This window comes from Pseudomonas sp. ME-P-057 (genome assembly GCF_030208975.1).
Lineage (GTDB): Bacteria > Pseudomonadota > Gammaproteobacteria > Pseudomonadales > Pseudomonadaceae > Aquipseudomonas > Aquipseudomonas lutea.
This window is the reverse complement of the sequence record NZ_JARVSX010000014.1, coordinates 11,787-35,349: the sequence shown is the minus strand read 5'-3', so window position 1 is coordinate 35,349 and position 23,563 is coordinate 11,787. Positions and strand designations below refer to the sequence as shown.

Below are 23,563 nucleotides of genomic sequence, written 5' to 3'. Positions count from 1 at the left end.
AGGAAGGCTCATAACGACGTCGCCAGGGTTTTGAGGAATTCCACCGTGCCGCGAAACTCGGCCAATTGGTCGAGCATCACCGGGATCAGGAAGGTGATGTAGATCACCATCAGCACGGTGAAGAACAGGTTTTTCACCGGCAGCGACATGTCGAAGATGTGCAGGCTGGGGGCCATGCGTGACAGGTACGCCAGCATCAGATCGGTCGCCAGCAGGCAGATGATCAGCGGCGACACCATGATCACGCCGACGCGGGTCACCTGATCCAGAATCGACAGCACGGCCATCAGCGCCGAGCTGGCGAACAGCGGCGTGAACGCGGTGACCGGCCACAGCTGGTAGCTGTGGTAGTAACCGTCGACCATCATGATGAAACCGCCGGACATGAAAAACAGCGCAATCAGCATGACCGTCAGCAGCGTGGCCATGACGCTGGACTCGCCGGACGACAGCGGGTCGACCAGTTGCGCCATGGTCGAGCCGCGCTGCAGGTCCACCAGTTCACCGGCCACCTCCGCCGCCCAGAACGGTATGCCGAACAACAGACCGATCAGGATGCCGATGAGCAGCTCCTTGAGCATCAGGCCGGCCAGCAAAAAGCTGCCGTGCTCGGGCAGCGCGGTAAATGCGCCAAACACCGGCATGAACATCGGCACGGCAATGGCCACGGCGACGCAGCCGCGAATCATGCCGGTGAGCCCCAGGCGGTTGAACGCCGGCGTGATCACCACCACGCCCATCGCCCGGCTGGCGGCCAGCGCAGCGGAGCTGATGACCGGGTACGCGACTTCCAGAAAGGCGTTGGCAACATTCGCATCCATGGCCGGTCAGCGCGTCCACAACGGAAAGTTGTCCAGCACTTCGCTGCCCAGTTCGGCCACCTGGCTGGCCAGCAACGGCCCGACGAATACGATCACCAGCAACACCGCCACCAGCTTGACCACCTGCGGCAGGGTCTGGTCCTGGATCTGGGTCAGGGCCTGGAGCAACCCCACGCTGAGGCCGACCACGATGGCCACCCCCAGAGCCGGCGCCGACAGCAGCAACACGGTCATCAGCGCCTTGTTCATCAACGAAAGAAAAACATCCTGGCCCATGCGCTCACCCGTAACTGAGGATCAGGCCATGCATCAGGCGTGACCAGCCGCTTAGCGCGACGAAAAGAAAGATTTTCAGCGGTATCGAGATCAGGGTCGGCGAGACCATCGACATGCCCATCGCCATCAACACGTTGGCGACGAGCAAATCCACCACCAGAAACGGGATGTACAACAGAAAGCCGATCTCGAAAGCACGGGTCAGCTCGGAGCTGACGAAGGCCGGCACCAGCACCACCAGGTCGTCGTCGCGAAGGTCGGCCCGCGCTTCCGGCGACCAGATGGTTTCAGTGGCCTGCACAAAGAAGCCGCGTTCGCTTTCGTTGGCGAAACGCGACAGGTGCGCCTGCAACGGCGGTCTGAGCGCATCGCCGAATTCCCTGACCTGCTCGACGTTCTCCATCTTCAGGTCGCGCCCTTCGACCTGGCGGTACATGTCGCCGATCAATGGCGTGGTCACGTACACCGACAGAATCAATGCAATGCCATACAGCACCAGATTCGGCGGCGTCTGTTGCACGCCCAGCGCGTTGCGGATCAGAAACAGCACCACCGAGATCTTCATGAAGCCGGTCAGCGTCACCACCGCCAGCGGAATGAGCCCGATGGTGGCAACGACCAGAATGATCTCAACCAGATTGGGCTGATAACCATTCATGGCGCGGTAAAACTCAGCAGACGCACGCCCAGGCCGTCGCCGATCTTCACCAACTGCCCTTGACCGATGCGACGGCCGTTGACCATCAAGTCCACCCCGTCGCGAGTGGGCGCAGACAGCGGCAACAGGCTGCCTTCACCCAGTTCGCGCAACTGGGCCAGGGACAGTTCGACACTGCCGACCTGACACACCAGTTTCATTGGCAGCTCATCCAGCGTGCTGTCCAGGTCCGGCCCGATGGCGGATTCAGTCATATCGATGTCCTTGGCAAAGTGAGTGGCAATCAATGGTTCCAGCAGGCGGATGCCCTCGCCGCTTGATGTGGCGCGGGCGTGCAGCCTGCCGGGGAGTACCAGGCGAACCTGATGGCCGGGCCCATCTTCGGGGCAATCACCCAGGCAGCCATCGAGCATCACCACGTCCCCGACGCGCAGACTGCGCAGTTCGCCAAGGCTCAGCAGCGTCTCGCCGTGTTCGACGGCCAGCCGCAGGCGCAGCGCACTGACGCGATGCCTGTCGGCACTGGCGTGTTGTTCCAGTAAATCGGCCATCAGGTGGGCCGCCTCGACGCTCAGGTGCAGCGGCACTGGCAGCGCTGCGTCCTCGCCCAGCTGCACGAGCAAGGTGACGTGCAGCGGATGGGCAATCAGGTCAGGTTCGCCTTCGTGGGCAAGCTCGACGACCTCAAGGGTCTGGCCGCTCAAACGTTCGACCGGCTCGATCAGGTCGAGCAGCGCAAACTCCAGCAGCATCGGGGTGGCCTCGCTTTTTACAGCGGCAGACACACCGTCGAGGCTTTCGAGCCATTGCGCCGGCATCCGCACCACCAGCGAGGCGTCGCCCAGGCTAAAGCGCACATCGTGCGTGGGCAGCAGCAAGGGTTGCGCGGTGCTCCACGTGACCTTGACCGGCTGGCCGGCGAACACGCTCTGCCACGGCTGGCGACGGCGGTGCAGCCGGTTATGCAGGGCGAGCCACTGCGGGTCGTGTTGTTCCAGCCCCTGCAGCGGTAACGCGACGTTCGGCGGCGCCAGAGGTTCGCGGTGTTGACAGGTCATGCACTGCCCCTTGGGCGGGTGGCAGGCACGGATTCGTCATCGTCGCGGTGCTCTCCCGCGCGTTGCTCGCTTTGCACCCGCCCCAGCAGCAACGCATCGCAGGCCTCGGCCTGACGCTGACGAGCCAGGCGCGCCGTGCGGAACAGCTCGCGCTCGCGTTCCTGGGTGCGGAGCGTCTGCTCGGTCTGCTCCACAGACCCTTCAAGCTGTCTCTGACTGTCCGTCAATTCTTCCAGCTGCGCCTGAGCGGCCTGCCAGGCATTGATGCTCAACCCTTCGCTGAAGCTGCCCAATAGCGCTTCAGCTTTGGCTGCCAGGCCTTCACGGTGCAGGCGCAGTTTTTCGCGGGCATCATCCAGGGCCTGGCCGGTGTCGCGGCAGCGCTGTTGTTGTGCGGCCAGGGCGTTGGAGGCGCGCTGCTCACGCAGTTGGCGCAGTGCCTGCAGGTTGCGTAAATCGGTGGTTTTCATCGGGACTCCAGGTGCTTCATGCCAGCACCTTGCGCATATGGTTGAGCGTTTGCTCGGCACTGCTCGGCTCGTTGGCGCCCTGACGCATGAACGCTTCGATGGCGTCATGCCGGGCAATGGCTTCATCGGCCAGCGGGTCGCTGCCGGGTGCGTATTCGCCGACGCGCACCAGCATCTCGATTTCATTGCGGCGTGCCATCAGCTCGCGAATGCGCAGGGCCAGTTGACGTTGTTCGTCGCCGCAGACCTGATCCATCAAGCGGCTGCGGCTGCGCAGTACGTCGACCGCCGGAAAGTAATTGCGCTGGGCCAGTTCCGCACTCAGCACGATGTGCCCGTCGAGAATTGACCGCGCTTCTTCGGCCACCGGGTCCATCGCCGCATCACCCTCGGTCAGCACGGTGTACAGCGCGGTGATGCTGCCCACGGACGCAGGGCCGGCGCGCTCCAGCAGGCGTGGCAAGGCCGAGAAAAACGATGGCGGATAACCGCGCCGAGTCGGCGGCTCGCCCACCGCCAGGCCCAGCTCCCGCTGCGCACGGGCAAAGCGGGTCAGGCTGTCCATCAACAGCAACACGTTGCGCCCCTGATCGCGGTGGTATTCGGCCAATGAGGTGGCAACGAACGCCGCCCGCACTCGCTCGGCGGCAGGCCGGTCCGAGGTGGCAACCACGGCAACGGTTCGCGCGCGCGCCGCCGCATCGAGTTGCACGTCCAGCAGTTCACGCACTTCGCGGCCGCGCTCACCGATCAGGCCGATGATGATCACGTCGGCATCGGTGTGCCGCACGATGCTCGCCAGCAGCGACGATTTCCCTACCCCCGGCTCGCCGAAAATCCCCATGCGCTGCCCCTGGGCCAGGGTCAGCAGGCCGTCGATGGAACGCACACCCAGCGCCATCGGCTTGACGATCAACTGGCGCGAGAACGGCGCTGGCGGTTCGGCATGCAGCGGATAGCGCTGCATCAAACCCGGTGGCGCGATGCCGTCGCCATCCAGGTAGTCGCCCATGGGGCTGACGACCCGGCCCAATTGGCCGTCGCCGACGCTGACGCCGAGGGTTTCGCCGGTGGCGATGATCTCGGTGCGGGTCGACAGGCCTTCCATTGAACCAATCGGCGACAGAATCGCTTCATCCTGCTCGAAGCCGATGACTTCCGCTGCCAGGCTCCGGCCCGTAGCGGGATCGCGCAGCTGGCACAGCTCGCCGATGCGCACCCCGGCGACGCTGGCACGCAACAGCACGCCGCGAATGCTGCGCACGGTGCCTTTCATGGGGCGCACCCGTGCTTCGTGAAGGCGCGCGCTCAAACGCGGGACAATCGCCTGCAGGTCTACGTTCACACATGCGCCTCATCGGCAAACGGCAACAGGCTGCGGCGCAAGTTGGTCAGCTGCGCGTCCAGCCCAAGCTCCACCGAACCGACCGGGCTGGACAGGCGCGCCTGGCCCGGCTGCAATTGCTCGTCAGATTCAACGACGATTGCCGGTAGCTGATCGATGCCGGCGTGCAGGCGCTCGCGCACGGCCCGGGCATCCGCCGGAGCAACCCACAGCGTTAACGCCTGATCCTGACGAAACGCGCCAAGGGCTTTGCGGGTGCAACGCAGGATGCGCTCGGCATCGTCCATGTCGTCGAGCACCTCGCGCGCAATGCCCAACGCCAGATCGGCCAGCGAGGCTTCCAGACCGCTCAGCCAGGCATCGACCTGTTGCGCGGTCCGGGTCAGTAACAGGCTGACCTCTTCGGCGCCCTGCAGGCGCGCGCTTTCAAAGCCGGCCTCGCGAGCGGCTTGCAACCATTGTTCGCTGTCTTGGCGAATGCTCACGGCATGCGCCTCGGCGGCCTCAATGAAGGCGTAGCCGTCGATCCACAGGTCGGCTTGCTCAGCGCGAAGGATGCGCAGTGCGGGCCGGTTCGGTAATGCGCTCATCAGGCAGGCTCCCCGGCGGCAGTGGAAAAAACGTCGTTAAAAGTGGCGGCGGCCCGACGAACGATGTGCGGGTCGAACGTTGCCGTCGCCGTTGCCGCGGCCTCTTCGCCCAAGGGCACGTCCAGACGCAGCCTCAGCCAGGCAGCCAGTCCCGCCGGTTGCTGTTGCAGCCACGCGAGCACGCAGGCGGCACCGTCGCGGTCAATGGCCTGGACCAGGTCGGCAGGCTGGCGCAGCAAGTCAGCCGCGCCGGCCAGTGAGCGATGGGCCAGCGCCTGGGCAAACACCTCGTTGCCCAGCGCCCCGCGCAGTTGATTGACGACATGGCTGCGGATCTCGCGGCTCAAGGTTGCCGAATGCCAGATGGCGCCACACAGGCGCGGCAAGCGCTGGAACTGCTCGGCCGATAACAGCAAAACCGGCAGGTCTTCATCCTGGGGTGGCGTCTGCAGGGCGGCGGTGAGCAGGTTGAAATGGCCGCTCAGGCGTTGCAGCAGACGCGCGTCGAACCGCGGCGCATCGCGCAGCGCCCGGTATTGTTTATCGTCCAGCTCCGCAGGCAGGCATTCGCGCACGCAGCGATCGGCGACGAACGCCAGCGGTTGTTCGATGATGCCCTGCCAGGCCTGACGCTGCGCACTGAAGGCATCGCTCATGTGGCGTCCTCCAGCACGTACACGGCATTTGCCCGGCGCCGCTGCCAATGCTGCCAGGCGAACGCACCGCCAAGCCCCAGTGTGCACACCAGCAAGAGGCCGAACATCCAGCGCGCTCGCGGCAGGTCATCTTCAAGCAGCCAGACGCCCATAAAGCTCGCCAGGCGTGGCGGGTTGCTGGCGACGGCACGCGCCCCGTGCGCCACGGCCTTGATTGCCGTCACCGACACGCCGTCGTAACTCAGCCCGGAAATGCCATTGGCCACCAGGGTTTTGATTTGCGGAATCAGCGGGTTGATGTCAGTGGCCGGGTCATAGCGCACCAGCACCGAGGCCGATGACGGCGAAATCACCCGCTTGAGCAGGTCGTTGTCCGGCAGGACCACGTGCACCCGGGCCGAGACGATGCCGTCGATTTCCGAGACGCTGTGTGACAGTTCCTCACCCAGCGCGTAGACCATCTGGGCGCGCTCCTGAACCGGCGAGGAGACCAGACCGTTGCTCTTGAACACCTGCCCCATGTTGGAAAAGGACTGGCCGGGCAGCCCCGCATCTTCGAGGGCCGACATGGCTTCGCCGAAGCGTTTCTCGTCGACCACCACGGTCAGCTGGCCGTTGTCCTGTACCTTGCGCGAAGCCGGGATGCCGTCGCGCAACAGCACCGCGACCATTGCATTGGCTTCGCGCTCGCTCAGGTTGGTGTACAGGTTGATGTCGCAAGCCTGCAGCAGACTGGCCATGGCTACGACAATCATCAAACGCACGGCGCGACAGCGGTTGGGCATGGGTTATTGACCTTTGAGCAGCGTGTTGGCGGAACCGGAAATCTGCGTGGCACCGCGCACCACCATCTGCGTTTCGATGGAATAGTCGAACATCCGCCCCAGCGAATGGACGATTTGATCGACCTGTTGCTCGCCGACTTTTTTCGGCGCCTCACCGTTGCTGGCAAGGTTCTGCGCGGCGCCAGGTTTGTCCCCGGCGGCCACGGACTGCGTCGCCGGCGAGGGCGAAGCGGCACCTGACCCGCTGCCGTTTTGCAGACCTTCGGCGCGTTCGGAAAAACTGCGCGAGCGGTCGATAAAACCGTTCAGGCGTTCCATCAGCCCTTCACCGATCTGGTGGGGGCTGGCGCCCTGGGGCATGCCCTTGGCGCTGCCGGCCATGTGCTCGAACAGGTTCTGAGAGGCCTGAGCATCCAGGGCCCCGCCCGACGGCGGCATGGCCGCCGCCGCAGGTGCTGCAAGACTGGCAGTCATGGTCGGGACCTATTCTTCGTCATCTTCGGAGGACTGGGCTTCGTTCAGCATTTCCTGCGCCTTGGGCATGATGATGAACTGCCCGCCAATGGTCACCGCTTGAGTGATCAGGGCTTCGGTGAGCTCGTCGTCGCTCATCTCGCTCTTGGATTTGTCCACCGCCGCGTTGAATTTCACTTCGGCCGTGGCGGGCGTGCTGGTGGTGCTGTCGATTGGGCTGACGGACATGGTAGTGCTCCTTAGCGGGTGGTTTTCGGGTGGGGAGAATCAGTGAAGTTGTTCATTTCAACGGCTCATCTCAGTGCGCGGCCTCAGTGGTGACCACGCCGCCGCGAAACACCCGCACGCCTCGCTCGCGGGCAACGGGTGCGGCAACGGCAGCGGGCGGCTGCAGATGGTCGACGTGCTGCTGAACCATGTTCAGGTAGGCCGGTGGCCCGGAGACGAACAGCTCGTCGCCGTCGGGGCCCGGTCTTGAACTCATTTGTTTGCCGTACACGTCGAGGCTGTCCAGGTACGCTTCCAGCTGCTGCGGACTCTGCCCCGGGGTCTTGAACAGCCGGGTGCCGGTTTCGCCGTCGCCGCTCAGGTAAAGGATGTTGCCGTCGTAGTACCAGCTCAGGCCGTTGGTGTCGCACAGCTGGGTCAGGAAGTCGCCGGCCGATTCGGCGCGCAGGCTGCTGCGGGCCTTGCCGCGGACCTTGTCCGACATCACCACGAGCAGGCCCAGGTTGTGGCCGAATTCTTCCAGGGCGCCGCGCACGTCCTGCTCGACGAGCACGTAGGCGTACGGCTGGGCGAACCAGTCCGGGTTGGCATCGGCAGGCAAATCCTCGGCGTGGACGTTGACCGCCAGCAGCGCTGCGATCAGCCAGCAGAACATCCCTTTCAGGCGTCGACGATCAGTCATGGCGCACGTCCGCTTCGCAAGCCAGCGTGCGGGCGCCTGCGGTGATCCGAGGACGAACATAACGGTCGCTATTCGTTTTCAACTCGCTAAAATGGCGCTCCGTTCGGGCGTGCCGGTGACCTGTTTCCAGTCCGCCACCCGTTGCAGCCCATGCCTCGCCGTTCTCGACCAAAGAGCTTTTTCCATGCCCAGTCGCCTCGCCGCCACGTTGATCTTGCTCGGCAGTGTCACCCTCGCCGCCTGCACCACGACGCCCTCTGCCAGCGACGACGGTTCCGAGCGGTTCATGCGCCTGGCTGCCGATCTGGAGCAGCGCGGTGACCCGGCGACCGCGGCCGGGCTGTATGAAAAAGCCACGCAGCAACCCCATGCCCCGTTGCAAGCCTGGCTCAAGCTCGGCGACACCCGCCTGACCCTCAGTGATGCCCGCGGCGCCGAGCGCGCTTACCAACAAGCCCTTGAACTGAAACCGGACAGCGCCGACGCGCTGTTGGGGCTTGGCACCGCGCAATTGCGCCAGGGCAAGCTGGAGCGCGCGGTAACGGTGTTGACTCAGGCCGCTGCCCAACCCGGCGAGCCCCAGGCCTTCAATCGGCTGGGCATTGCGCTGATTCTGCAGGGCCATGCCCGCGAGGCGCAGGCCGCGTTCAATGACAGCCTGCGGCAGCTGCCCAACGACCTGGACATCCGCAGCAATCTGGCCCTGGCGTACGCGCTGGGCGGCGAGTCGCAACGGGCGCTGGACACTGTTCGCAGCGTCAACGAGTCGGCCCGCGCCCTGCCCGGCCACCAGCGCAACGTGTTGCTCATCACGGTGTTGGCGGGCACCGAGCAAGACATCAGCAACCTGCGGCTGGACCAGATTCCCGAGGCTGATCGCCAGCAATTGCTGGTCGAGGCGCGCCGCATCAAGGCCCTCAACGACGTCCAGGCCCAGGCCCGAGCGTTGGGGCTGGTTGACAGCCACTGAGCGTAGCGCGGTTGATCGGGCCGTCATTGGTTCTCCTGCTTGTCGGCCTGGGCCTGCTGCTGCGACTCGCGGCGGCGCAGTTCTTCGCGGTCATAGCCGTCGATGTACACCTGCGCTGCACGACCGACAGGCGCCGCCATGGTCGGGCCGCTCACCCTGCCCTGCATCAGGTCCGAGCGCTGCTCGACCATCTGCAGCAAGGTCAGGTTGTTGGCACAGCCCGGTGGCAATAACGGTACCCGGTGCTCTTCGTCAGCCTCGAACTGATACTCGGGTGACGGCTTGAGGCATTCCACGGGGATCAGCTCGACCCGCCCGCCCGCCCGCGTCAATGCCTGGTAATCCGGCGAATACGTCGCGGGGGCCAGGTGCGTCTGGCAACCACTGAGCATGGCCAGGCTTAGTGCTGTCGCCGGCCATACAGCCAGCCACAACGCTCGCCCCGGCCGCATCGGTTCAAGCCCCGTGCAGAAGGGGCGCCGTGATGTACCTGCACGCATCTTGATGGCCGCCCCTTTCATTTCATGTAAAACCCGAACAGCCCGCCGTTGCGGGGCCCGGCGGAAGCCGTGGTCGCAGCGCCGGGTTTGGCAGCGCTTGGCATCGCATCCAGCGGCGTGGCCAGGGTGCGCGAACGCACCGGCTGCACCAGATAAGGGGTGATGAGGATCACCAGCTCGGTTTCGTTGCGCTGGAACCGCTTGGAGCGAAACAGATTGCCAAGGATCGGCATGTCGCCAAGCATCGGCACTTTCTCGACATCCTGGCTGCTCTCGCGCTGAAACAGACCGGCAATGGCGAAGGTCTGGCCGCTGCCGACTTCTACCCGCGTGTCGGCGCGCCGCACCCTGAACGACGGCACCTGATAACCGCCGACACTGACCGTATTGGTGCTCATCAGGCTGCTCACCTCCGGCCGCACCTGCAACGCGATGCGATCGTTCGGCAGCACCGTCGGGCTGAACAGCAGCGAGACGCCGTACTGCTTGTATTCGATGCCGACCAGATCGCGGTTGACCGGCACCGGTACTGCCACCTCGCCACCGGCAAGGAAGCTTGCGGTCTGCCCGGTCATGGCGGTGATGTTCGGTTCGGCCAGCACTTCAAGAATGCCGTTGTTCTGCAACGCTTCGAGCATGGCGTCGATGTTCACGTTGCCGGAGGCCAACCCGGCGCTGATCACATTGGACGCACCGCTGGCGGCATCCGCGGCCAGGGAACCGCCGGTGAGCAAGCCAAAGGAAAACGTGCCGTTGTTGAACAGTGCGTTCCAGTTGACGCCGTAGCGCAACAGCTCCGACCGCGAGACCTCGGCAAAGCGCACGCGGATATTGACCTGCGCCGAGCCCGCGTAAGAGGCGTCGTTGATGGCCGTTTTGAAACCCTGGTCCTGCGCGCCCAGCAGGGCATTCAGATCGGTCGCTTCTCCCACGCTTTTCACGCTGCCGCTGGCCACCACGCGGTTGCCAGCCCCGCTGACGCGCGCCGAGCTGCCCGGGTTGAGGGCCTGCAACGAGCGACTGATGCCCTGGGTCGCGCTGTTCACCGCCAGATTGAGGCTGGCCAGTTGTTCGCCGTCCGGCCCCAGTGCGATCAAGCTGGTTTCGCCCGGCGCCTTGCCGAACACATAGATGACACCGGGCGACACCACTTGCAGGTCGGCAATGCCCGGTTCCGCCACCAGCACTGAATCCACCGGTGCCTTGAAGCTGAGGATGCGTCCTTCACCGGAGGCCAGGTCGAGGGTGCCGGTGCTGCCTTTGGCGATGGTCTGGGCGCAGGCGATGGCGGGCGCCACCAACGTCGTGACAGCTGCCAGGCAAAGGCCAACAGCCGCCTGTGCAGAAAAACCGGAGTAACGCGTCATGAAGCACTCGCCATGGAGGTAATGGGAACGCCGCTGGCACTGCGGCGCTGGGTAATTTCATTGAGGCTGATGGTGCCGATCGCCTGAAGGTTGTATTCGCCGGCCAGTTCGCGAAACGACAGCACGGCCAACTCCAGCTCGCCGCGTACGACGAGGCGGCGCATGGCCCGACGCAACTCCGGGTGCACCAGCAACACGGCGTGTTGATCCTCGGTCAGGCGCTCGCACGCATGCCGCAACTGCACCAGCAGCGCACGGTTGTGATGTTCCGGGAAGGCATCGCGGGTGGTTTCCTGACGGCGCAGCGAGTTGCGCAATTGTTCTTCCAGCCCCGGGGTCAGGACAAAGGCGCTGATCACCCGGTTTTGATCGGCGAACTGATGGCTGATCTGGCGCGCCAGTGAAGCGCGCAACTGCTCGGCCAGGCGCAGGGCGTCAGGCTCGCGCGCGCCCCACTCGACCATGGCTTCGAGCAGCGCACGCTGATTGCGGATCGACACGCCCTCGGCGATCAGCAGGCGCAACACCTCGGCCACCCGCTGCAACGGCAGGATCCGCAGGACTTCCTTGACCAGTTCGCCGTAGGTGTTTTCCAGGCGCTCAAGCACGCCACGGGTTTCCTGAATGCCGAGGAAGTCCGCCGCGTAGCGGCGCAAGGCCCGTTCCAGCACCGCACGCAGGACTTCATCGACCCGCATGAAGCCGATGCCGGCGCCCTGCAGCGCGTCCTCGTGGTGCCGCTCGGTCCATTGCGCCGGGCGCCGGTTCAACGGCGATTCGGCGTCCAGTGTCGGCACCTCAAGCAACTGCGCGTGCAGCGGATCATCGGTCAACAGCAAGTAATCGCCGGGCAGCTCGCCCTCGCTCACCGGTACGCCTTCCAGTTCGATGGAAAAGCGGTTGGCCGCCATTGCCGGATCCAGATAGATCTGCGGTACAGGCACCTCGATGCCCAGGTCGGCGCGTATCGCGTGGCACAGCGCTTCTATTCGCTGACCGAGCGGCACTTGAGGGGCGGCCTGCGCCAGCCCTGCGCCCAGGCTCAGGAGCACGCGGCTGTCGAGTGGTTTGCCAAGCATCTGCACCGGCTCGGGCTGCTCCTCTTCAACGGCCTGCACTTCGACCGCCTCAGGGACGGACACGGCAGGCAGCACCTGCCCGCGGCGGTACATGACGAACGCCGCAAACCCGAAGATTATCGACAGACCGATGAACACCATTGACGGGAAGCCTGGCAACAACGCGACGCCCAGCAGGATCAGCGCGGTCAGCCCGAGGGCCATGTAGCTGGCGCCCAACTGGTGAAGGATCTCGGTGCCCAGATTGCCGTCAGCGTTGTCGTTGTTGACCCGGGTCACCACCGTGCCTGCCGCCACTGAAATAAGCAGCGCGGGGATCTGCGCGATAAGGCCGTCGCCCACCGTCAGCAGCGAGTAGGTGTGGACGGCGTCGCCAAAGGACATGCCGCGCTCGAGCATGCCGATCAGCATGCCGCCCAGCAGGTTCACCGCCAGGATCACCAGCCCGGCGATGGCGTCGCCCTTGACGAATTTCATGGCCCCGTCCATGGCGCCGAACATCTGGCTTTCCTGCTCCAGGCGTGAGCGGCGGCGGCGCGCTTCCGGCTGATCGATGTCGCCGTTGCGCAGGTCGTTATCGATGCTCATCTGCTTGCCGGGCATGGCGTCGAGGGTGAAACGCGCGGCCACTTCGGCCACCCGTTCGGCGCCTTTGGTGATCACCACGAACTGCGCGACCGTGATAATCAGGAACACCACCAACCCGACCACGACTTGCCCGGCAATCACGAAATCGCCGAACGCCTTGACGATATGGCCGGCGTTGCCGTCCAGCAAAATCAGGCGCGTGGTGGTGATGGAGAGCGACAGGCGGAACAGCGTGCTGAGCAGGATCAGCGGCGGCAACGCGGAAAATTCCACCGAGTGCGAGATGTAAAAGCCAACAATCAGAATAAGGATGCTCAGCGAGATGTTGAGGCCGATCAGCACGTCCACCAGCCAGGTCGGCAAGGGGATGATCATCATCACGATGGCCATCAGCATGAACGCGACGATGATGACGTCGCTGCGTCGGGCGGCAATTCGCGCCAGGCCGTTGAGCCGGTTAAGGATGATCATTGCGCGGCCCTCCTGGCAGCCAGATAACCCTTGAAACAGTCGCGGGCGCTTTCGGTACGACCGGTGCGCCACAAGGCGCGACTGCGCAACAGCAACAGGCCCGGCGAGACGCCTTGCATCTGCTCCAGTTGCTCAAGGGCACCGAGGGCGCGTTCGGGCTGGTCGCTGTCGGTGAAGGCCATCGCCAGGTTGCGCAGCAGGTGCGGGTCATTCGGTGCCAGGTGCACGGCAATCAGCAGCATCACCAGACCGCGCTGCGACTGCCCGCCGCGGCGGTACAGTTCGCCCATGCCTTTGAGCAGGTCGACGCAATCCTGCTCTTGCCGGGTCAGATGTTCAGCGCGCATCAGGCCTGCACCTCGGCGCGTTGCTGCTCCAGCGTGCGGCGCAGGTCGATCTCTTCACTGATCAGGTCGCCCGCCAACAGCTTGATCTGCGGCTCGGCGTCGAGACCGGGCAGTACGTGCTCCAGCACGTATTCGAGAATCTCCAGCGAGCGAGTGGTGGAAAACAGCTCTGGATTGACGCCGTCGGTGCCGGACGAGCGCTCGACGTCACCGCGCAACGCACGCCGGGCGAGCACTTCGCGCTTGTTCAGAACCGCGTCGAAGCGCGCGCCCTGGCGTTGGCTCGCGGACTGAATAGGCTCGACGGACGAGGTTTTGTCGGACGGAGTCGGCAACAGCGGCCGTGGATCGATTCTCATAAGGTGAAGGCGAACCTTTCCGCACCGCGTGCCAGGATCACCTGATTGTTCTCGATCCGCTCCAGCGTCCAGTCGTCCGCTAGCACAGCGCCGGGGTACAGGCGCTTGCCGCTGTCACTGACCACATAAGGGTGTTCCCCCAGCCACACGGCCTGGAAGCGCACCCGGGGTTTGGCCACCTCGGTGCGCGGCGAGACATTCGAATGCAGCACCACGTGCTGGCCAAACCGTGCGTCGAACGCTTGTTGCACGCTTGTCCAGCGGCTTTTGTCCGCAGGGTCGTAGCGGCCCTCTACGCTTAACTGGTCGCCGGTTTCGTTGACAGTGATGTGGGTCAGGCTGGCGGTATCGAGCTGTTGCTCCAGCCAGACCTTTGCCTGAGCGGCACTCGCCCGATTCCGGTCGTCATTGGGGCCGTGCGCGGTGCGGTTGCCGTCGGGCGTCGAGAGGCCAGGCGAAGCTTGCGAGGCTTGCGGTTGTCCGCGATAGGCGAATGCGCCGACACACAGGCACATCAGCACAAGGGCAATAACCCACTGCGCTTTATTCCGCCAGATGGGTGCGGCCGTATCTGCAGCCCGTGCGCCAGCCGGCGGTGGGCTGAGGGTCAGCACGGCAGCGCCGACCCTGACCGTAAGGGGCAGTCGGGCGCGGTGGCCGCTGCCCACTGGAATGCGTATCTCCTGACCGTGGCGCGCGACGACGATGACGTCGCCGCCAAGCGCTTCGACAGCCACCTGACCTGCTGCGAAGCGCAACGCCAGATGCCGCGCGGCAATGCCGGGGTCGCTGAGGAGCAAATCCACATCGCCAGCGCTGCCAACCGTATAAACAGGGTTTTCAAGCGCCAGGCTTACCCCTCGGTGCAGGCCGTAGGTGATGCTCAGCAGTGGAATGGGTGTGACGCGTGCCGACGGATCAGGCAGCGATGTCAGGGAAATCTGGGCGGTCATACCGTGTTACCCGGGTCGAGTGCGCAGGCAAGAGGCGAGTCGGACGCCGAAAAGGTGTAGCTCAATGAGGCAGATGGAATGCGAGCAGCCGGGCGGCTGCTCGCATCACGGCGTCAGTTCTGAGGCCGTTGTTTGGTCGCGTCGAGCTCGGCTTTCTTGGCCGTGGTCAGCTCAGTGATCTTTGCCGACTTCTCGATAGCCATATTGAACGTGGCTTCCATTTTTGCGATCGCTGCATCTGCGCCGCCGCCGGAGCTTGCTGGAGGGACTTCACTCATTGTGTATCTCCTTACAGGGATGGGGGAATGTCTTCAGCCGCATTGCGGCGCTTGCTTAGTGCGTGCCTCACCATAAAGCCGAATTGTTACAAATAAACTTCAGCACTTGCGTTGCACCAATCAATAGTAGGCGGGAGCATTTTTTAGTTGTTGTGAAAACTTGTGAAATACCGGGATTCGATTCACTGCGCTACTTTATTGAGCCGCAATGTCATATTGCCTGTACCTGTAAACAAAGGCCGAGACCGTTGTTATTGATCGAATCTGATGAAACTCTGCTTTCCCCCGTTAGTTAGAATGAAGTTATTCAGTCAAAGGAGTGGCGCCATATTTGTGGCGAATGCAAAGTTGGCCATGGTGCTCATGGAGATCGGCCCGCCGGCCCAGACCCAATGGGCTCCCGCTGTGAATTGTTGTGAAAAAGCCGGCGGCACGCGCCGATTTCCGGAGCACTCTGCTAGGGTTTCAGCCTTGTTGTGAGCCCACCTGCGAATTCATGCGCAACCATAACGCACTCAACGCCTGAACTGTTTTGAAGTCAGTCCATTGTTCCGGGGCCCTTTATATTTGCCGGTTGAACGTTGCGCTGAATCGTCGCCCATATCCATGTATGGTCGGCTCGCTGCCCGGACTTCATCGTCACGTCATATCGGAGTGCCGATAATTAACCGCTGTGCCGCTCACACTTCAACGCACACTGTTTATCCAGTTTTTGATAGATGCCGGCGCGACGTGCCAGTGAACAGCCTGGCGCTGTGCCCCGCCTCTTAGTTGTGCCCTACCGATAAAAAGCAGGAGTTCAATCGCATGCCGACACGCCCTTTGAATAGCACCCCCGAGCTGAAATCGCGGCCGCTCGCCACCGTGCCGAAAAACCTGTTCGCCGCTGTTCTGAAGACCAGCGCCAGGCTGGCCGATCAGTATCGACCTGCGACCGCCGATGAAAAGGCGCCTGCGCTCAAGGACTACAAAACCATCGAGGAGCCCGGCACCCTCGCCGCCGACACCGTCCGCTTCGTCACCCAGGACGGCCAGCAAGTGATGGTCAGCAAGTCCACCAACCCGACGCTGTACAAGCAGGTCGTCGAAGACCGTGCGGCGTTGCAGGGCATCAACAAAAGCCTCGCCGAAGGTTACGAGCTGGGGACGGCAGACACGGCGGTGCCGGACACGCTGGGCAGTTACCGCTTTATCGGCCCGCCCGATCAAGAGGGTCCGGGCCTGATTCGGTATGTGACCCAGGACGGCAAGCACGTGATCCTCGCCGAACAGAACAATCTGGAGGCGTTCAAGCAAGTGTCCGAGGCTTACAAGACGTTGAGCGCGGTCAACGCCAGCGAACATGTAGGCTACCGTCGCGCCACCGACAACGAAGTCTGGCCACCCTACGCCGGCACCGCCGTGGGGCCCGCCGACGAAGTGGGTCCGGGCCTGATTCGCTACGACAACGGGGGCAGCAAGGTCATCGTCGCACGCGATGACAATCCCAAGTTGTTCGATTACCTGAAGTCGCTGCATGAGGTCATCAACGATCCGGCCAAGTCCGGCGACATCAACACCGCCGTTTCCGGCGGTGCCACCCTTGCCGATCAAGGCACTCAGGCGCCAGCGCTCAACGATTACAAAAACTTCTACTGGACCGTCGGCCAGGAGGGCGAAACCCTCACCTACGAGCTGCAAGACGGCAGCCGCGTAGTGGTCTCCAAAGACCTCACCCCCGAGTTGTTCAAAAGCGCCAGCACCGCCAACGAGACCTGGAGCCAGATCCACACCAGTGAGGCCGAAGGCTACAAGCTGGCCGGCCCCAACGACTTTCTGAAAAACGTCGACATGACCTTCGGCTCGCCGGACGACCTGGGCAACGGCTTGATCCGCTACGAAACCAGCGAAGGAAAGGTCATCGTTTCAAAGGCGCTGAGCCCGCAGCTGTATGACGACGTCGTCGCCAAGTGGGATGCCTGGACCAAGACCGGTGTCGACGATACCCGCGCCAAGGCCAACCTGCCTCCCGAAGCCGAGCTGGACGTGCTCAACCTCGGTACTGGCGTCAAGGCCGATCCCAAGGATGACCAGTCTCCCGAGCTGACCGTCAGCGAACTGGCCACCCAGGAGCTGCTCGACAAGTACCGCAAGGGCGTGCAGGACGGTTCTATCGGCAAGGACGACCCCCGCGCTCAGCTGGTGCGCGCGCTGGAAGCGCAAGCGGCCTATCAGAACGGCCGCGGCCTGACCGGCTATGAAGAAGATCCCGGCTTCTTCGGCGGCACCTGGCGAGTCTTCGACGACCACCAGACCCAGCTCTCGTCCGCCGACATGCACGACATCATCGACGGCCCCAAACTGCAGGAGCGGATCAGCACCCTGTTCTCCGACCCCGGCGTCACTGCGGATTACAAGGCCAGCATGGACGGTGCGATCAATCGCATCCCGAACAAGGACGCGGTCAAACAAAAGCTTCTCGACCTGACCGCCAACCCGGACTACGTGACCTACCTCAAGGACCTGCAGAAACAAGGCAAGGCCCATGAGGCGCAACAGGACCTGAGCGACACGTTGACCGCGCTGTCGCTGTTCGACCCGGACGCCGCAACCAAAGCCGCACAGAACATCCAGGCCGACGGCTTGACCAGCGACCTCAACGACCTGATCAGCGACCCGGGCAAGGTCTCCGACGAGAACAAGGAGCTGGCCACCAAGGACCTCTTCGGCCTGCTGAAAAGCGTGCTCAAGGGCGAGCTGCTTGACCTGCCCCGCCGCACCCAGGAAACCATCGAGAAGTTTCTTGAAGAAGGACTGGGCGACAAGAAGAAATCCGCAGCGGTGAGCAAAGCGCTGGCAGAGCTGGGCGAAGCCTACAAAACCCATGGCAGCATTTCCGAGGCGGACATCAAGACTGCGCTTTCCAAGCCCTATGTGGCGATCGCTGATCGCGGTCAGCTGGGCGAGGTCTTCAATGCGCTGAACAACAAAGGCGTACTCGGCTCAATGGGCGCCGGCGTCTCACTGTTTTCGGGCATTTACCAGCTTGCCGGCAACGGCGGCAAGCTGGCCGAAACGCCGTTGCAACGGCTGGCAATCGCCAAGGACTTCCTCAGCTTCGCGGGCGCGGGCAGCCACTTCGTCAAGCTCGGCGACGCGATTGCCGACCTGGTCGGCAAAGGCGGCATGGTCGACTTCCTCGGGCTCGACAAGACGCTTCCGGAAATCTGGGGCAAGGACAAAGCCCCGACCATGGTCGACGTTCGCGACCCCAAGCTCTCCGACGCCATGAAGACCAAGATCAGCAGCGCGCTGGACATCACGCCCGATATTTCGTCGGTGCTGGGCGACGGCGCGGGCACCTTCGCCGATGCGGAGAAAGTCCAGGGCGGCATCACCCAGCGTCTCGATGACGCTGTCACCGGCGCCGGCGGTGCCAAGCTGGGCGCCGGCAAGGCGGGCAAGATCGCCGGTTCGGTGATCAAAGTGCTCGGCCCGGCCAGCGACGTGGTGGGCGGGTTTGCCGACATCGTCCTGGGCGCCTTCACCATCAAAAGCGGCATTGAATCCGGTGACCCGCTGGCCAAAGCCGCTGGCGGGCTGCAGATCGCCGCCGGCGCCTTCGGGGCATCGGCCGGCGTGCTCGGCGCGGCGGCGTTGGTGGGAGCAGGTTCGGCAGCGGCATTGACGGGGCCTTTCTTCCTGGTCGGCGTGGTCCTGGCCGTGATCGGCGGGGTCATCGGGTTCTTCGTGGACCACAACAAGAAACAGAAAGCCAGCGAGAAGGAAAACGACTGGTACCGCGACCTGGCCGCTGACGGCCTGCTTCAGGGCGACTGGGGCGACAAGGTCGAGTACCTGCACTACTCGCTCCACGAATACGGCGAACGCGAAGCCCCGCCGGACGACAGCCTGTTTCGCTTCCAGAGCGCGGAGTGGCAGCACTTCGACGACACACCGCAACACGACGGCTCGTCCAGCAACCGGCTGGATGACGAGCTGCACGTCGAATACGGCGAAGACAAGCGTTAGCACAGCGTTGAGAGCAGCGCCGCGACTGTTGCGCGACCCTGCTCTCGGCGGCCCACACCCGTAATGGACAACGTACTAGTGAACACCCACTTCAGGAGCCTGCCATGTCTATCCCGTCACTCGATATAACCCGGGTCGTCACCGAGGTCGCCGGCAAAGGCCAGGCCACCTGGGACAATTCCGTCGACCGTGCGAAAGCCAAAGACGCCGGTATCGAATGGGAACTGCCCGAAGACGATAACCGCTCGGCGCAGCAGATCATCGATGACAACCCGCTGCTGAAAAACCTCGGCAACCAGAGTGGCGTCAAGGACATGCTCAGGGAACGCGTTGGCGACTTCGAGAACGACCCGGACGCCGCCTTCCGTGCCGAACAGGTGCTCGACCACGTGGTGCGCTACGACGAAAACGGCCAGCGCCTGGCCGGCACTGATGTCGATGACAACCGCATCAATGGGTTTACCAAAAGTGGCCAGGCCAAACACGGCACCGAGGCCGGTCGCCTGCAGGACTTCGGCAAGGACGGTTTCGACAGCCTCAAGGGCAAGATGGAAAGCGCCAATAACGTCGGTGGCGACGCCAAGGCCCGCGAGGCAGGTGAAAGCGCCGGCATCGTCTGGGAACTGCCCAAGGATGACAAGCGCTCGGCTCAGGACATCATCGACGCCAACCCGCTGCTCAAGCATCTGGGCAACCAGAGCGGCGTCAAAGACGCATTGAAGGAACGCGTCGGGGACTTCGAGACCGACCCGAACGCTGCCTTCCGCGCGGCTCAGGTCATGGACCGGGTAGTTGGCTACGACGAAAATGGCAAAGTACTGAGCGGCAAGGACGTGGCCAACACCAGCGTCGATGGCTTCACCAAGAGCGGCGAAGCCAGGCACGGCACCGAAGCCGGGCGCTTGCAGGACTTTGGCAAATACGGCTTCGAGTCGCTGCCCAAGGCCCCGGCCAGCGAAGACATCGCCAGCTACAAGGACTTTCTCAAGGCCAAGCCCGACGCCGACGCCGGCTCGAAAGAAGTGGCCGGTTACGCGGCGATCCTTGAGCAAAAGTACGACTCCATCCGCGGCAAGACCGATGCCGGCGACACCCTCACCGCGCAGAACATCAAAGACTACAAAGACGCCAACCCTCAGCTTTCGGACAAGGAAAAAGCCGCGCTGGACTTCTGGTCGCAGCCGGGGGCTTTCAAGATACTCGACACCTCCAGCAAGCTACTGGCCGGTGGCGCCGATGGCAAGGCCAGCAAGGCCGACATTCAGACCTGGCTGAAGAACTCGGCACCGGCCGACGCCACCGGCCTCAGCGCGCTGGTGTCGAGCGTGGTGTCGGGCAACGTGACGCACAACGTCGACACCAGCAAACTGGGCAAAGACGTCTTCGAGCACCCCGAAAACTACACCGCCGAGGAAAAGGCCGCTGTGCTGCTGGATCTTCAGAACGCGCAGAAGCTGGTGGTCGACGGCGCCAAGGCCGGCATGTGGGGCGATGACTACGGCAAGGTGGCGATTGCCAATGGGTCCGGCGCGTTCTGGGAGCCGGACAAGGTGTTGCAGGACATCAACGACCACATCGCCATTCTGCAGAAGGATGCGCCAACGGCCGAGTTCATCAAGACCAAGGGTGACGAGTCGGTCAAGTCGCTGTTCGAGGCAAGTCCCGGCCTCAAGGATGCGGTGACCAAGACCTACGAGGACGAGATCAAGTCCGGCAAGGCGCTCGACCAGGCCTGGGACGCCGCGACCAAAGACGGCAAGACCAATCAGCCAGAAGCGCTGGCCAGTTTCTACGCCACCGCCAACAGCTACCAGTTGATGCTGGGCATCGACGACAACGCCGAGATACAGGCGGCGGTGGGCAAATCTTCACACAACGAAGCCTTCAAGACGTACTACAAGGATTCGCTGGCCTCGGGCGAGCGGCTGCGTGAACTGCTGAAGACCCAGACGCCTGACGCCGCCGGGGCCACATTCAGCCTGGAAGTGGCGCTGTACAACGGCGCGCTGGACCCGGAGTTCACCAATCAATTCGACAAACAGCTCAACGACAACTTCTCCAGCATCGTCCAGGAAAACGCGTTCACCGGCGCGACCTTCGACGACCTCAAAGCCGCTTACGGCAAAGACGGCGGCGCGGATCTGGACGAAGACAAGCTGCGCGAGCGCATTGATCAGGTGCGACGCGACTCTCCTGAATTGATGATGAACAAAGACGGCACCGTTGCGACCACCGACCAAGTGGTGGCCGGCTTCCGTGGCAATTGGGACATGCTCCGCCAGGGCACCAAAGCCCTGGACAAAATGGACAAGCTCTCGGATTTCGACACCACCGGTGATGCCAAAGGCGCCTACAGCAGCGGCACCCTGCATGTCGTGAGCGGGCTGTTCCTGGCCGGTGTGACCATCGCGCGTGGGACGCAGAACGGCGGCAAGCTCTCCACCAAAAACGTCGTTGACATCACCACCGGCTCCGTGCAAACCGCCACGGTACTCATCGAAGGCGGGTCGAAGGCGTATCAGCAATACCTGGACGGGGCCATCGCCAACGGCGAGAAAACCATCAAGGACATGCAAGACGGCAAGCTGCCCAGTGACCTGCTGGACAAGGCCAAGGAAAACGTCAAGGACGGCAAGAACTACAAGGCGGTGGCGAAGAACTTCGAGGAGAGCGCCAAAGGCATCGGTGGCCTGGCGGGCATTGCGGCGGGCGCGTACAGCATCTTCGACGGCGTTCAGGCGATCCGTCGCGGCGACGCGCTGACGGGCGGCTTCAACATCACGGCCGGGTCGCTGGGCGTGCTCGCAGGCTCGGCCTCGGCGGTCGAGGGCAGCATGGCGCTGCTGGGCATCACCCGATTTATGCCGGCGGTCGCGTCGGCGGCGGGCGTGCTGGGTTTCCTCGGCGCTGGGGTTGCGGTGCTGGGGGCGATCATCCCGGGGCTGGTCAAAGAAGGTCAGCAGCAGGCCAAGGCCGATGACTTCGCCCAGGTGTTGGGCGATTCGATCGAGCGCTACGGGATTGACGGGGTAAAAGACGGCACCATCAGCGACATCCCGACCAAGGACTGGCCGGGCGGCGAGACCTGGACGTCATAAGATCAGGCATTGCGTCACGAAAAACCCGGGCCAATGCCCGGGTTTTTTTATGCCTCGTCCACCAGCGCTTGCTGGAAGTCAGTTACTCGGCCGCTGCTTGGTCGAGTCCAGTTCAGCCTTTTTGCCGGTAGTGATCTCAGTGATCTGCGCCGACTTGGCAATCGCCAGATCGAAGGTGTCCTGCATCCTGGCAATGGCTTCGGTCGCCGTGCCTTTCAGCCCGCCGTTGGCCGCCCAGTCGAAATTCCATACGCCGGACAGGTTGTCGACGCCCGCCATGTCGTGGGTCTCGATGGCGGTGAAGACATCCGGGTGGCGCTGCAGGTACTTCGCTGCATCAGACACTTCGGCCGGCACCTTGCCTGATGTGTTGTCAGCGACCTTGGCAAGTTCCTGCAAGGTGATGGCGGACTTGCCGGTCTGGCGCATGTAATCGGCGACGATTTTGCTGGACCGGGCAATGTCCAGCTTGGCGTCGAACGCGGAAGTCGATGACTTCGGGTTGCTTGGTGAGCCTCCAGCAGGGGTTATGGGGGTAGACATCGGCGCTGCTCCGTCAGTGAGGTGGGCATCGTCCCGCTGACGAAGCTCCGGACAAAACGCTAGCACGCCGACAGGTTATTTATGAGGCGCTTCACAACGTTTCACAGAGCGCTAATAACGCCTGCGACGGTTGGAACGGGACGACGTTGCCAGACGTCCAATCACGTCAATGAAGGCCCATCAGCCAGGGAGACTACCGTGGTAGCAGAATCGCAAGGCCATCCGCCCCTTCAGCAGGTCGGGGCGTCCATCTGGGACGCATTCACCTGGCTGAATCAACCTGATCACTGGGTCGCGCACCCGGACGGATCATTGCAGGTCACCACCGGACTGCAGACCGATTTCTGGCGCGAAACCCACTACGGTTTTGTGCGCGACAGCGGGCACTTCTTCGGCGTCAAGGCAGCCGGTGGCTTCACTGCGCAGGTCAGGATCAATGCCGACTTTCGCGAGCTTTACGATCAGGCCGGGCTCATGGTCAGGCTGGATGAACGGACGTGGATCAAAGCCGGCATCGAGTTCAACGACGGCGACCCGATGATCAGCAGCGTGCTCACCGAGGGCCGGTCCGACTGGGCGCCGGGCTCGTTTAGCGGTGATCCGCGTGATTTTTGGCTCAGGGTTACCGTCGCCGATGGTGTCCTGCGCTTGCAGTACTCCAGCGATGGCGTGAAGTGGCCCTTGCTTCGGCTCGCCCCCTTCCCCGATGCAGACGTTTATGAGGTTGGCCCTTTTTGCTGCACGCCACAGCGCCAGGGGTTGCAGGTGCGCTTTTCAGAGTGGGCCCTGGGCCCTGCTCTGAAGCGCGAGCTGCACGATTTGAGCTAAGCCGGCCCGTCATGGCGCCCGGTTGAAATGTCCAAAATCATCAGGCCTGTTCAACCGCCGAGGGCGCGCACGGCGCAGACCCGATGCGTTGCCGCCGAGGGCGCATACGATGCAAAAGCCATGCGCCG

At 63.4% G+C, this 23,563-nt stretch carries 24 protein-coding genes; 4 read left to right on the top strand and 20 right to left on the bottom strand.

What is annotated here, in order from left to right:
* Positions 1 to 8: 8 nt before the first annotated feature.
* The 12 genes from sctT to QRN48_RS07070 form a co-directional block, all read right to left on the bottom strand.
* On the bottom strand, positions 9 to 821 hold the full coding sequence (gene sctT / locus QRN48_RS07125) for a type III secretion system export apparatus subunit SctT (RefSeq protein ID WP_037010121.1): 813 nt from the start codon (positions 819 to 821) through the stop codon (positions 9 to 11).
* 6 nt (positions 822 to 827) lie between these two features.
* The gene (locus tag QRN48_RS07120) at positions 828 to 1,097 is read right to left on the bottom strand and encodes an EscS/YscS/HrcS family type III secretion system export apparatus protein (RefSeq protein ID WP_037010118.1); all 270 of its coding nucleotides are present in this window, start codon (positions 1,095 to 1,097) and stop codon (positions 828 to 830) included.
* Between the two features lie 4 nt (positions 1,098 to 1,101).
* The gene (gene sctR, locus QRN48_RS07115; RefSeq protein ID WP_037010116.1) at positions 1,102 to 1,755 is read right to left on the bottom strand and encodes a type III secretion system export apparatus subunit SctR; all 654 of its coding nucleotides are present in this window, start codon (positions 1,753 to 1,755) and stop codon (positions 1,102 to 1,104) included.
* Positions 1,752 to 2,813 carry a type III secretion system cytoplasmic ring protein SctQ gene (sctQ, locus tag QRN48_RS07110; protein WP_285349680.1) on the bottom strand — a complete coding sequence of 354 codons (1,062 nt, stop codon included), beginning with the start codon at positions 2,811 to 2,813 and terminating at the stop codon, positions 1,752 to 1,754. Before sctQ ends, sctR begins: the two co-directional genes overlap by 4 nt.
* Entirely contained in the window at positions 2,810 to 3,283 is a 474-nt protein-coding gene (locus tag QRN48_RS07105) for a hypothetical protein (RefSeq protein WP_285349678.1), read from the bottom strand. Before QRN48_RS07105 ends, sctQ begins: the two co-directional genes overlap by 4 nt.
* A 16-nt stretch (positions 3,284 to 3,299) precedes the next feature.
* Positions 3,300 to 4,628: a FliI/YscN family ATPase gene (locus QRN48_RS07100; protein ID WP_037010112.1), complete on the bottom strand. Its 1,329-nt coding sequence runs from the start codon at positions 4,626 to 4,628 to the stop codon at positions 3,300 to 3,302.
* On the bottom strand, positions 4,625 to 5,218 hold the full coding sequence (locus tag QRN48_RS07095; RefSeq protein ID WP_285349676.1) for a FliH/SctL family protein: 594 nt from the start codon (positions 5,216 to 5,218) through the stop codon (positions 4,625 to 4,627). Before QRN48_RS07095 ends, QRN48_RS07100 begins: the two co-directional genes overlap by 4 nt.
* A complete protein-coding gene (locus QRN48_RS07090; protein WP_285349675.1) occupies positions 5,218 to 5,874 on the bottom strand; it encodes a type III secretion protein in 657 nt (218 codons plus the stop codon). Before QRN48_RS07090 ends, QRN48_RS07095 begins: the two co-directional genes overlap by 1 nt.
* Positions 5,871 to 6,659: a type III secretion system inner membrane ring lipoprotein SctJ gene (gene sctJ / locus QRN48_RS07085; RefSeq protein ID WP_285349673.1), complete on the bottom strand. Its 789-nt coding sequence runs from the start codon at positions 6,657 to 6,659 to the stop codon at positions 5,871 to 5,873. Before sctJ ends, QRN48_RS07090 begins: the two co-directional genes overlap by 4 nt.
* Before the next feature lie 3 nt (positions 6,660 to 6,662).
* Entirely contained in the window at positions 6,663 to 7,133 is a 471-nt protein-coding gene (locus QRN48_RS07080) for a hypothetical protein (RefSeq protein ID WP_285349671.1), read from the bottom strand.
* A 9-nt stretch (positions 7,134 to 7,142) separates the two neighbouring features.
* Entirely contained in the window at positions 7,143 to 7,361 is a 219-nt protein-coding gene (locus QRN48_RS07075; RefSeq protein WP_037010105.1) for a hypothetical protein, read from the bottom strand.
* Between the two features lie 70 nt (positions 7,362 to 7,431).
* The gene (locus QRN48_RS07070) at positions 7,432 to 8,016 is read right to left on the bottom strand and encodes a type III secretion protein (protein WP_285349840.1); all 585 of its coding nucleotides are present in this window, start codon (positions 8,014 to 8,016) and stop codon (positions 7,432 to 7,434) included.
* A 211-nt stretch (positions 8,017 to 8,227) separates the two neighbouring features.
* On the opposite strand from QRN48_RS07070, the gene QRN48_RS07065 reads away from it, so the two are divergent.
* Positions 8,228 to 9,013 (top strand): tetratricopeptide repeat protein, encoded by a 786-nt coding sequence (locus QRN48_RS07065; RefSeq protein WP_285349669.1) that lies wholly within the window; start codon positions 8,228 to 8,230, stop codon positions 9,011 to 9,013.
* 23 nt (positions 9,014 to 9,036) lie between these two features.
* Here QRN48_RS07065 and QRN48_RS07060 read toward each other — a convergent pair whose 3' ends face one another.
* The 7 genes from QRN48_RS07060 to QRN48_RS07030 form a co-directional block, all read right to left on the bottom strand.
* Entirely contained in the window at positions 9,037 to 9,465 is a 429-nt protein-coding gene (locus tag QRN48_RS07060) for a hypothetical protein (protein ID WP_285349838.1), read from the bottom strand.
* A 65-nt stretch (positions 9,466 to 9,530) separates the two neighbouring features.
* A complete protein-coding gene (locus tag QRN48_RS07055; RefSeq protein ID WP_285349667.1) occupies positions 9,531 to 10,880 on the bottom strand; it encodes a type II and III secretion system protein family protein in 1,350 nt (449 codons plus the stop codon).
* Positions 10,877 to 13,018: a type III secretion system export apparatus subunit SctV gene (gene sctV / locus QRN48_RS07050; RefSeq protein WP_285349666.1), complete on the bottom strand. Its 2,142-nt coding sequence runs from the start codon at positions 13,016 to 13,018 to the stop codon at positions 10,877 to 10,879. The genes QRN48_RS07055 and sctV overlap by 4 nt, the downstream gene beginning before the upstream one ends.
* On the bottom strand, positions 13,015 to 13,365 hold the full coding sequence (locus QRN48_RS07045; RefSeq protein WP_037010100.1) for a tetratricopeptide repeat protein: 351 nt from the start codon (positions 13,363 to 13,365) through the stop codon (positions 13,015 to 13,017). The genes sctV and QRN48_RS07045 overlap by 4 nt, the downstream gene beginning before the upstream one ends.
* Positions 13,365 to 13,724, bottom strand: a complete 360-nt coding sequence (locus QRN48_RS07040; protein ID WP_285349664.1) for a hypothetical protein — start codon at positions 13,722 to 13,724, stop codon at positions 13,365 to 13,367. Before QRN48_RS07040 ends, QRN48_RS07045 begins: the two co-directional genes overlap by 1 nt.
* On the bottom strand, positions 13,721 to 14,677 hold the full coding sequence (locus QRN48_RS07035; RefSeq protein WP_285349662.1) for a SctD/MshK family protein: 957 nt from the start codon (positions 14,675 to 14,677) through the stop codon (positions 13,721 to 13,723). Before QRN48_RS07035 ends, QRN48_RS07040 begins: the two co-directional genes overlap by 4 nt.
* Before the next feature lie 113 nt (positions 14,678 to 14,790).
* Positions 14,791 to 14,955 carry a hypothetical protein gene (locus QRN48_RS07030; protein WP_162835389.1) on the bottom strand — a complete coding sequence of 55 codons (165 nt, stop codon included), beginning with the start codon at positions 14,953 to 14,955 and terminating at the stop codon, positions 14,791 to 14,793.
* A gap of 807 nt (positions 14,956 to 15,762) precedes the next feature.
* Between QRN48_RS07030 and QRN48_RS07025 the strand changes: the two genes are divergently transcribed.
* Both QRN48_RS07025 and QRN48_RS07020 read left to right on the top strand, forming a co-directional pair.
* Positions 15,763 to 18,966: a hypothetical protein gene (locus tag QRN48_RS07025; protein ID WP_285349660.1), complete on the top strand. Its 3,204-nt coding sequence runs from the start codon at positions 15,763 to 15,765 to the stop codon at positions 18,964 to 18,966.
* 104 nt (positions 18,967 to 19,070) lie between these two features.
* The gene (locus tag QRN48_RS07020; protein WP_285349659.1) at positions 19,071 to 22,064 is read left to right on the top strand and encodes a type III effector HrpK domain-containing protein; all 2,994 of its coding nucleotides are present in this window, start codon (positions 19,071 to 19,073) and stop codon (positions 22,062 to 22,064) included.
* Between the two features lie 78 nt (positions 22,065 to 22,142).
* On the opposite strand, the gene QRN48_RS25310 is transcribed toward QRN48_RS07020, so the two are convergent.
* Positions 22,143 to 22,607: a hypothetical protein gene (locus QRN48_RS25310; protein ID WP_285349656.1), complete on the bottom strand. Its 465-nt coding sequence runs from the start codon at positions 22,605 to 22,607 to the stop codon at positions 22,143 to 22,145.
* Between the two features lie 249 nt (positions 22,608 to 22,856).
* On the opposite strand from QRN48_RS25310, the gene QRN48_RS07010 reads away from it, so the two are divergent.
* A complete protein-coding gene (locus QRN48_RS07010; RefSeq protein WP_285349835.1) occupies positions 22,857 to 23,435 on the top strand; it encodes a DUF1349 domain-containing protein in 579 nt (192 codons plus the stop codon).
* Positions 23,436 to 23,563: the final 128 nt, after the last annotated feature.

Coding starts and splice junctions, on each gene's coding strand:
- sctT (WP_037010121.1), bottom strand. CDS start 821: ATGGATGCGAATGTTGCCAACGCCTTTCTGGAAGTCGCGTACCCGGTC.
- QRN48_RS07120 (WP_037010118.1), bottom strand. CDS start 1,097: ATGGGCCAGGATGTTTTTCTTTCGTTGATGAACAAGGCGCTGATGACC.
- sctR (WP_037010116.1), bottom strand. CDS start 1,755: ATGAATGGTTATCAGCCCAATCTGGTTGAGATCATTCTGGTCGTTGCC.
- sctQ (WP_285349680.1), bottom strand. CDS start 2,813: ATGACCTGTCAACACCGCGAACCTCTGGCGCCGCCGAACGTCGCGTTA.
- QRN48_RS07105 (WP_285349678.1), bottom strand. CDS start 3,283: ATGAAAACCACCGATTTACGCAACCTGCAGGCACTGCGCCAACTGCGT.
- QRN48_RS07095 (WP_285349676.1), bottom strand. CDS start 5,218: ATGAGCGCATTACCGAACCGGCCCGCACTGCGCATCCTTCGCGCTGAG.
- QRN48_RS07090 (WP_285349675.1), bottom strand. CDS start 5,874: ATGAGCGATGCCTTCAGTGCGCAGCGTCAGGCCTGGCAGGGCATCATC.
- sctJ (WP_285349673.1), bottom strand. CDS start 6,659: ATGCCCAACCGCTGTCGCGCCGTGCGTTTGATGATTGTCGTAGCCATG.
- QRN48_RS07080 (WP_285349671.1), bottom strand. CDS start 7,133: ATGACTGCCAGTCTTGCAGCACCTGCGGCGGCGGCCATGCCGCCGTCG.
- QRN48_RS07075 (WP_037010105.1), bottom strand. CDS start 7,361: ATGTCCGTCAGCCCAATCGACAGCACCACCAGCACGCCCGCCACGGCC.
- QRN48_RS07070 (WP_285349840.1), bottom strand. CDS start 8,016: ATGTTCTGCTGGCTGATCGCAGCGCTGCTGGCGGTCAACGTCCACGCC.
- QRN48_RS07065 (WP_285349669.1), top strand. CDS start 8,228: ATGCCCAGTCGCCTCGCCGCCACGTTGATCTTGCTCGGCAGTGTCACC.
- QRN48_RS07060 (WP_285349838.1), bottom strand. CDS start 9,465: ATGCGGCCGGGGCGAGCGTTGTGGCTGGCTGTATGGCCGGCGACAGCA.
- QRN48_RS07055 (WP_285349667.1), bottom strand. CDS start 10,880: ATGACGCGTTACTCCGGTTTTTCTGCACAGGCGGCTGTTGGCCTTTGC.
- sctV (WP_285349666.1), bottom strand. CDS start 13,018: ATGATCATCCTTAACCGGCTCAACGGCCTGGCGCGAATTGCCGCCCGA.
- QRN48_RS07045 (WP_037010100.1), bottom strand. CDS start 13,365: ATGCGCGCTGAACATCTGACCCGGCAAGAGCAGGATTGCGTCGACCTG.
- QRN48_RS07040 (WP_285349664.1), bottom strand. CDS start 13,724: ATGAGAATCGATCCACGGCCGCTGTTGCCGACTCCGTCCGACAAAACC.
- QRN48_RS07035 (WP_285349662.1), bottom strand. CDS start 14,677: ATGACCGCCCAGATTTCCCTGACATCGCTGCCTGATCCGTCGGCACGC.
- QRN48_RS07030 (WP_162835389.1), bottom strand. CDS start 14,955: ATGAGTGAAGTCCCTCCAGCAAGCTCCGGCGGCGGCGCAGATGCAGCG.
- QRN48_RS07025 (WP_285349660.1), top strand. CDS start 15,763: ATGCCGACACGCCCTTTGAATAGCACCCCCGAGCTGAAATCGCGGCCG.
- QRN48_RS07020 (WP_285349659.1), top strand. CDS start 19,071: ATGTCTATCCCGTCACTCGATATAACCCGGGTCGTCACCGAGGTCGCC.
- QRN48_RS25310 (WP_285349656.1), bottom strand. CDS start 22,607: ATGTCTACCCCCATAACCCCTGCTGGAGGCTCACCAAGCAACCCGAAG.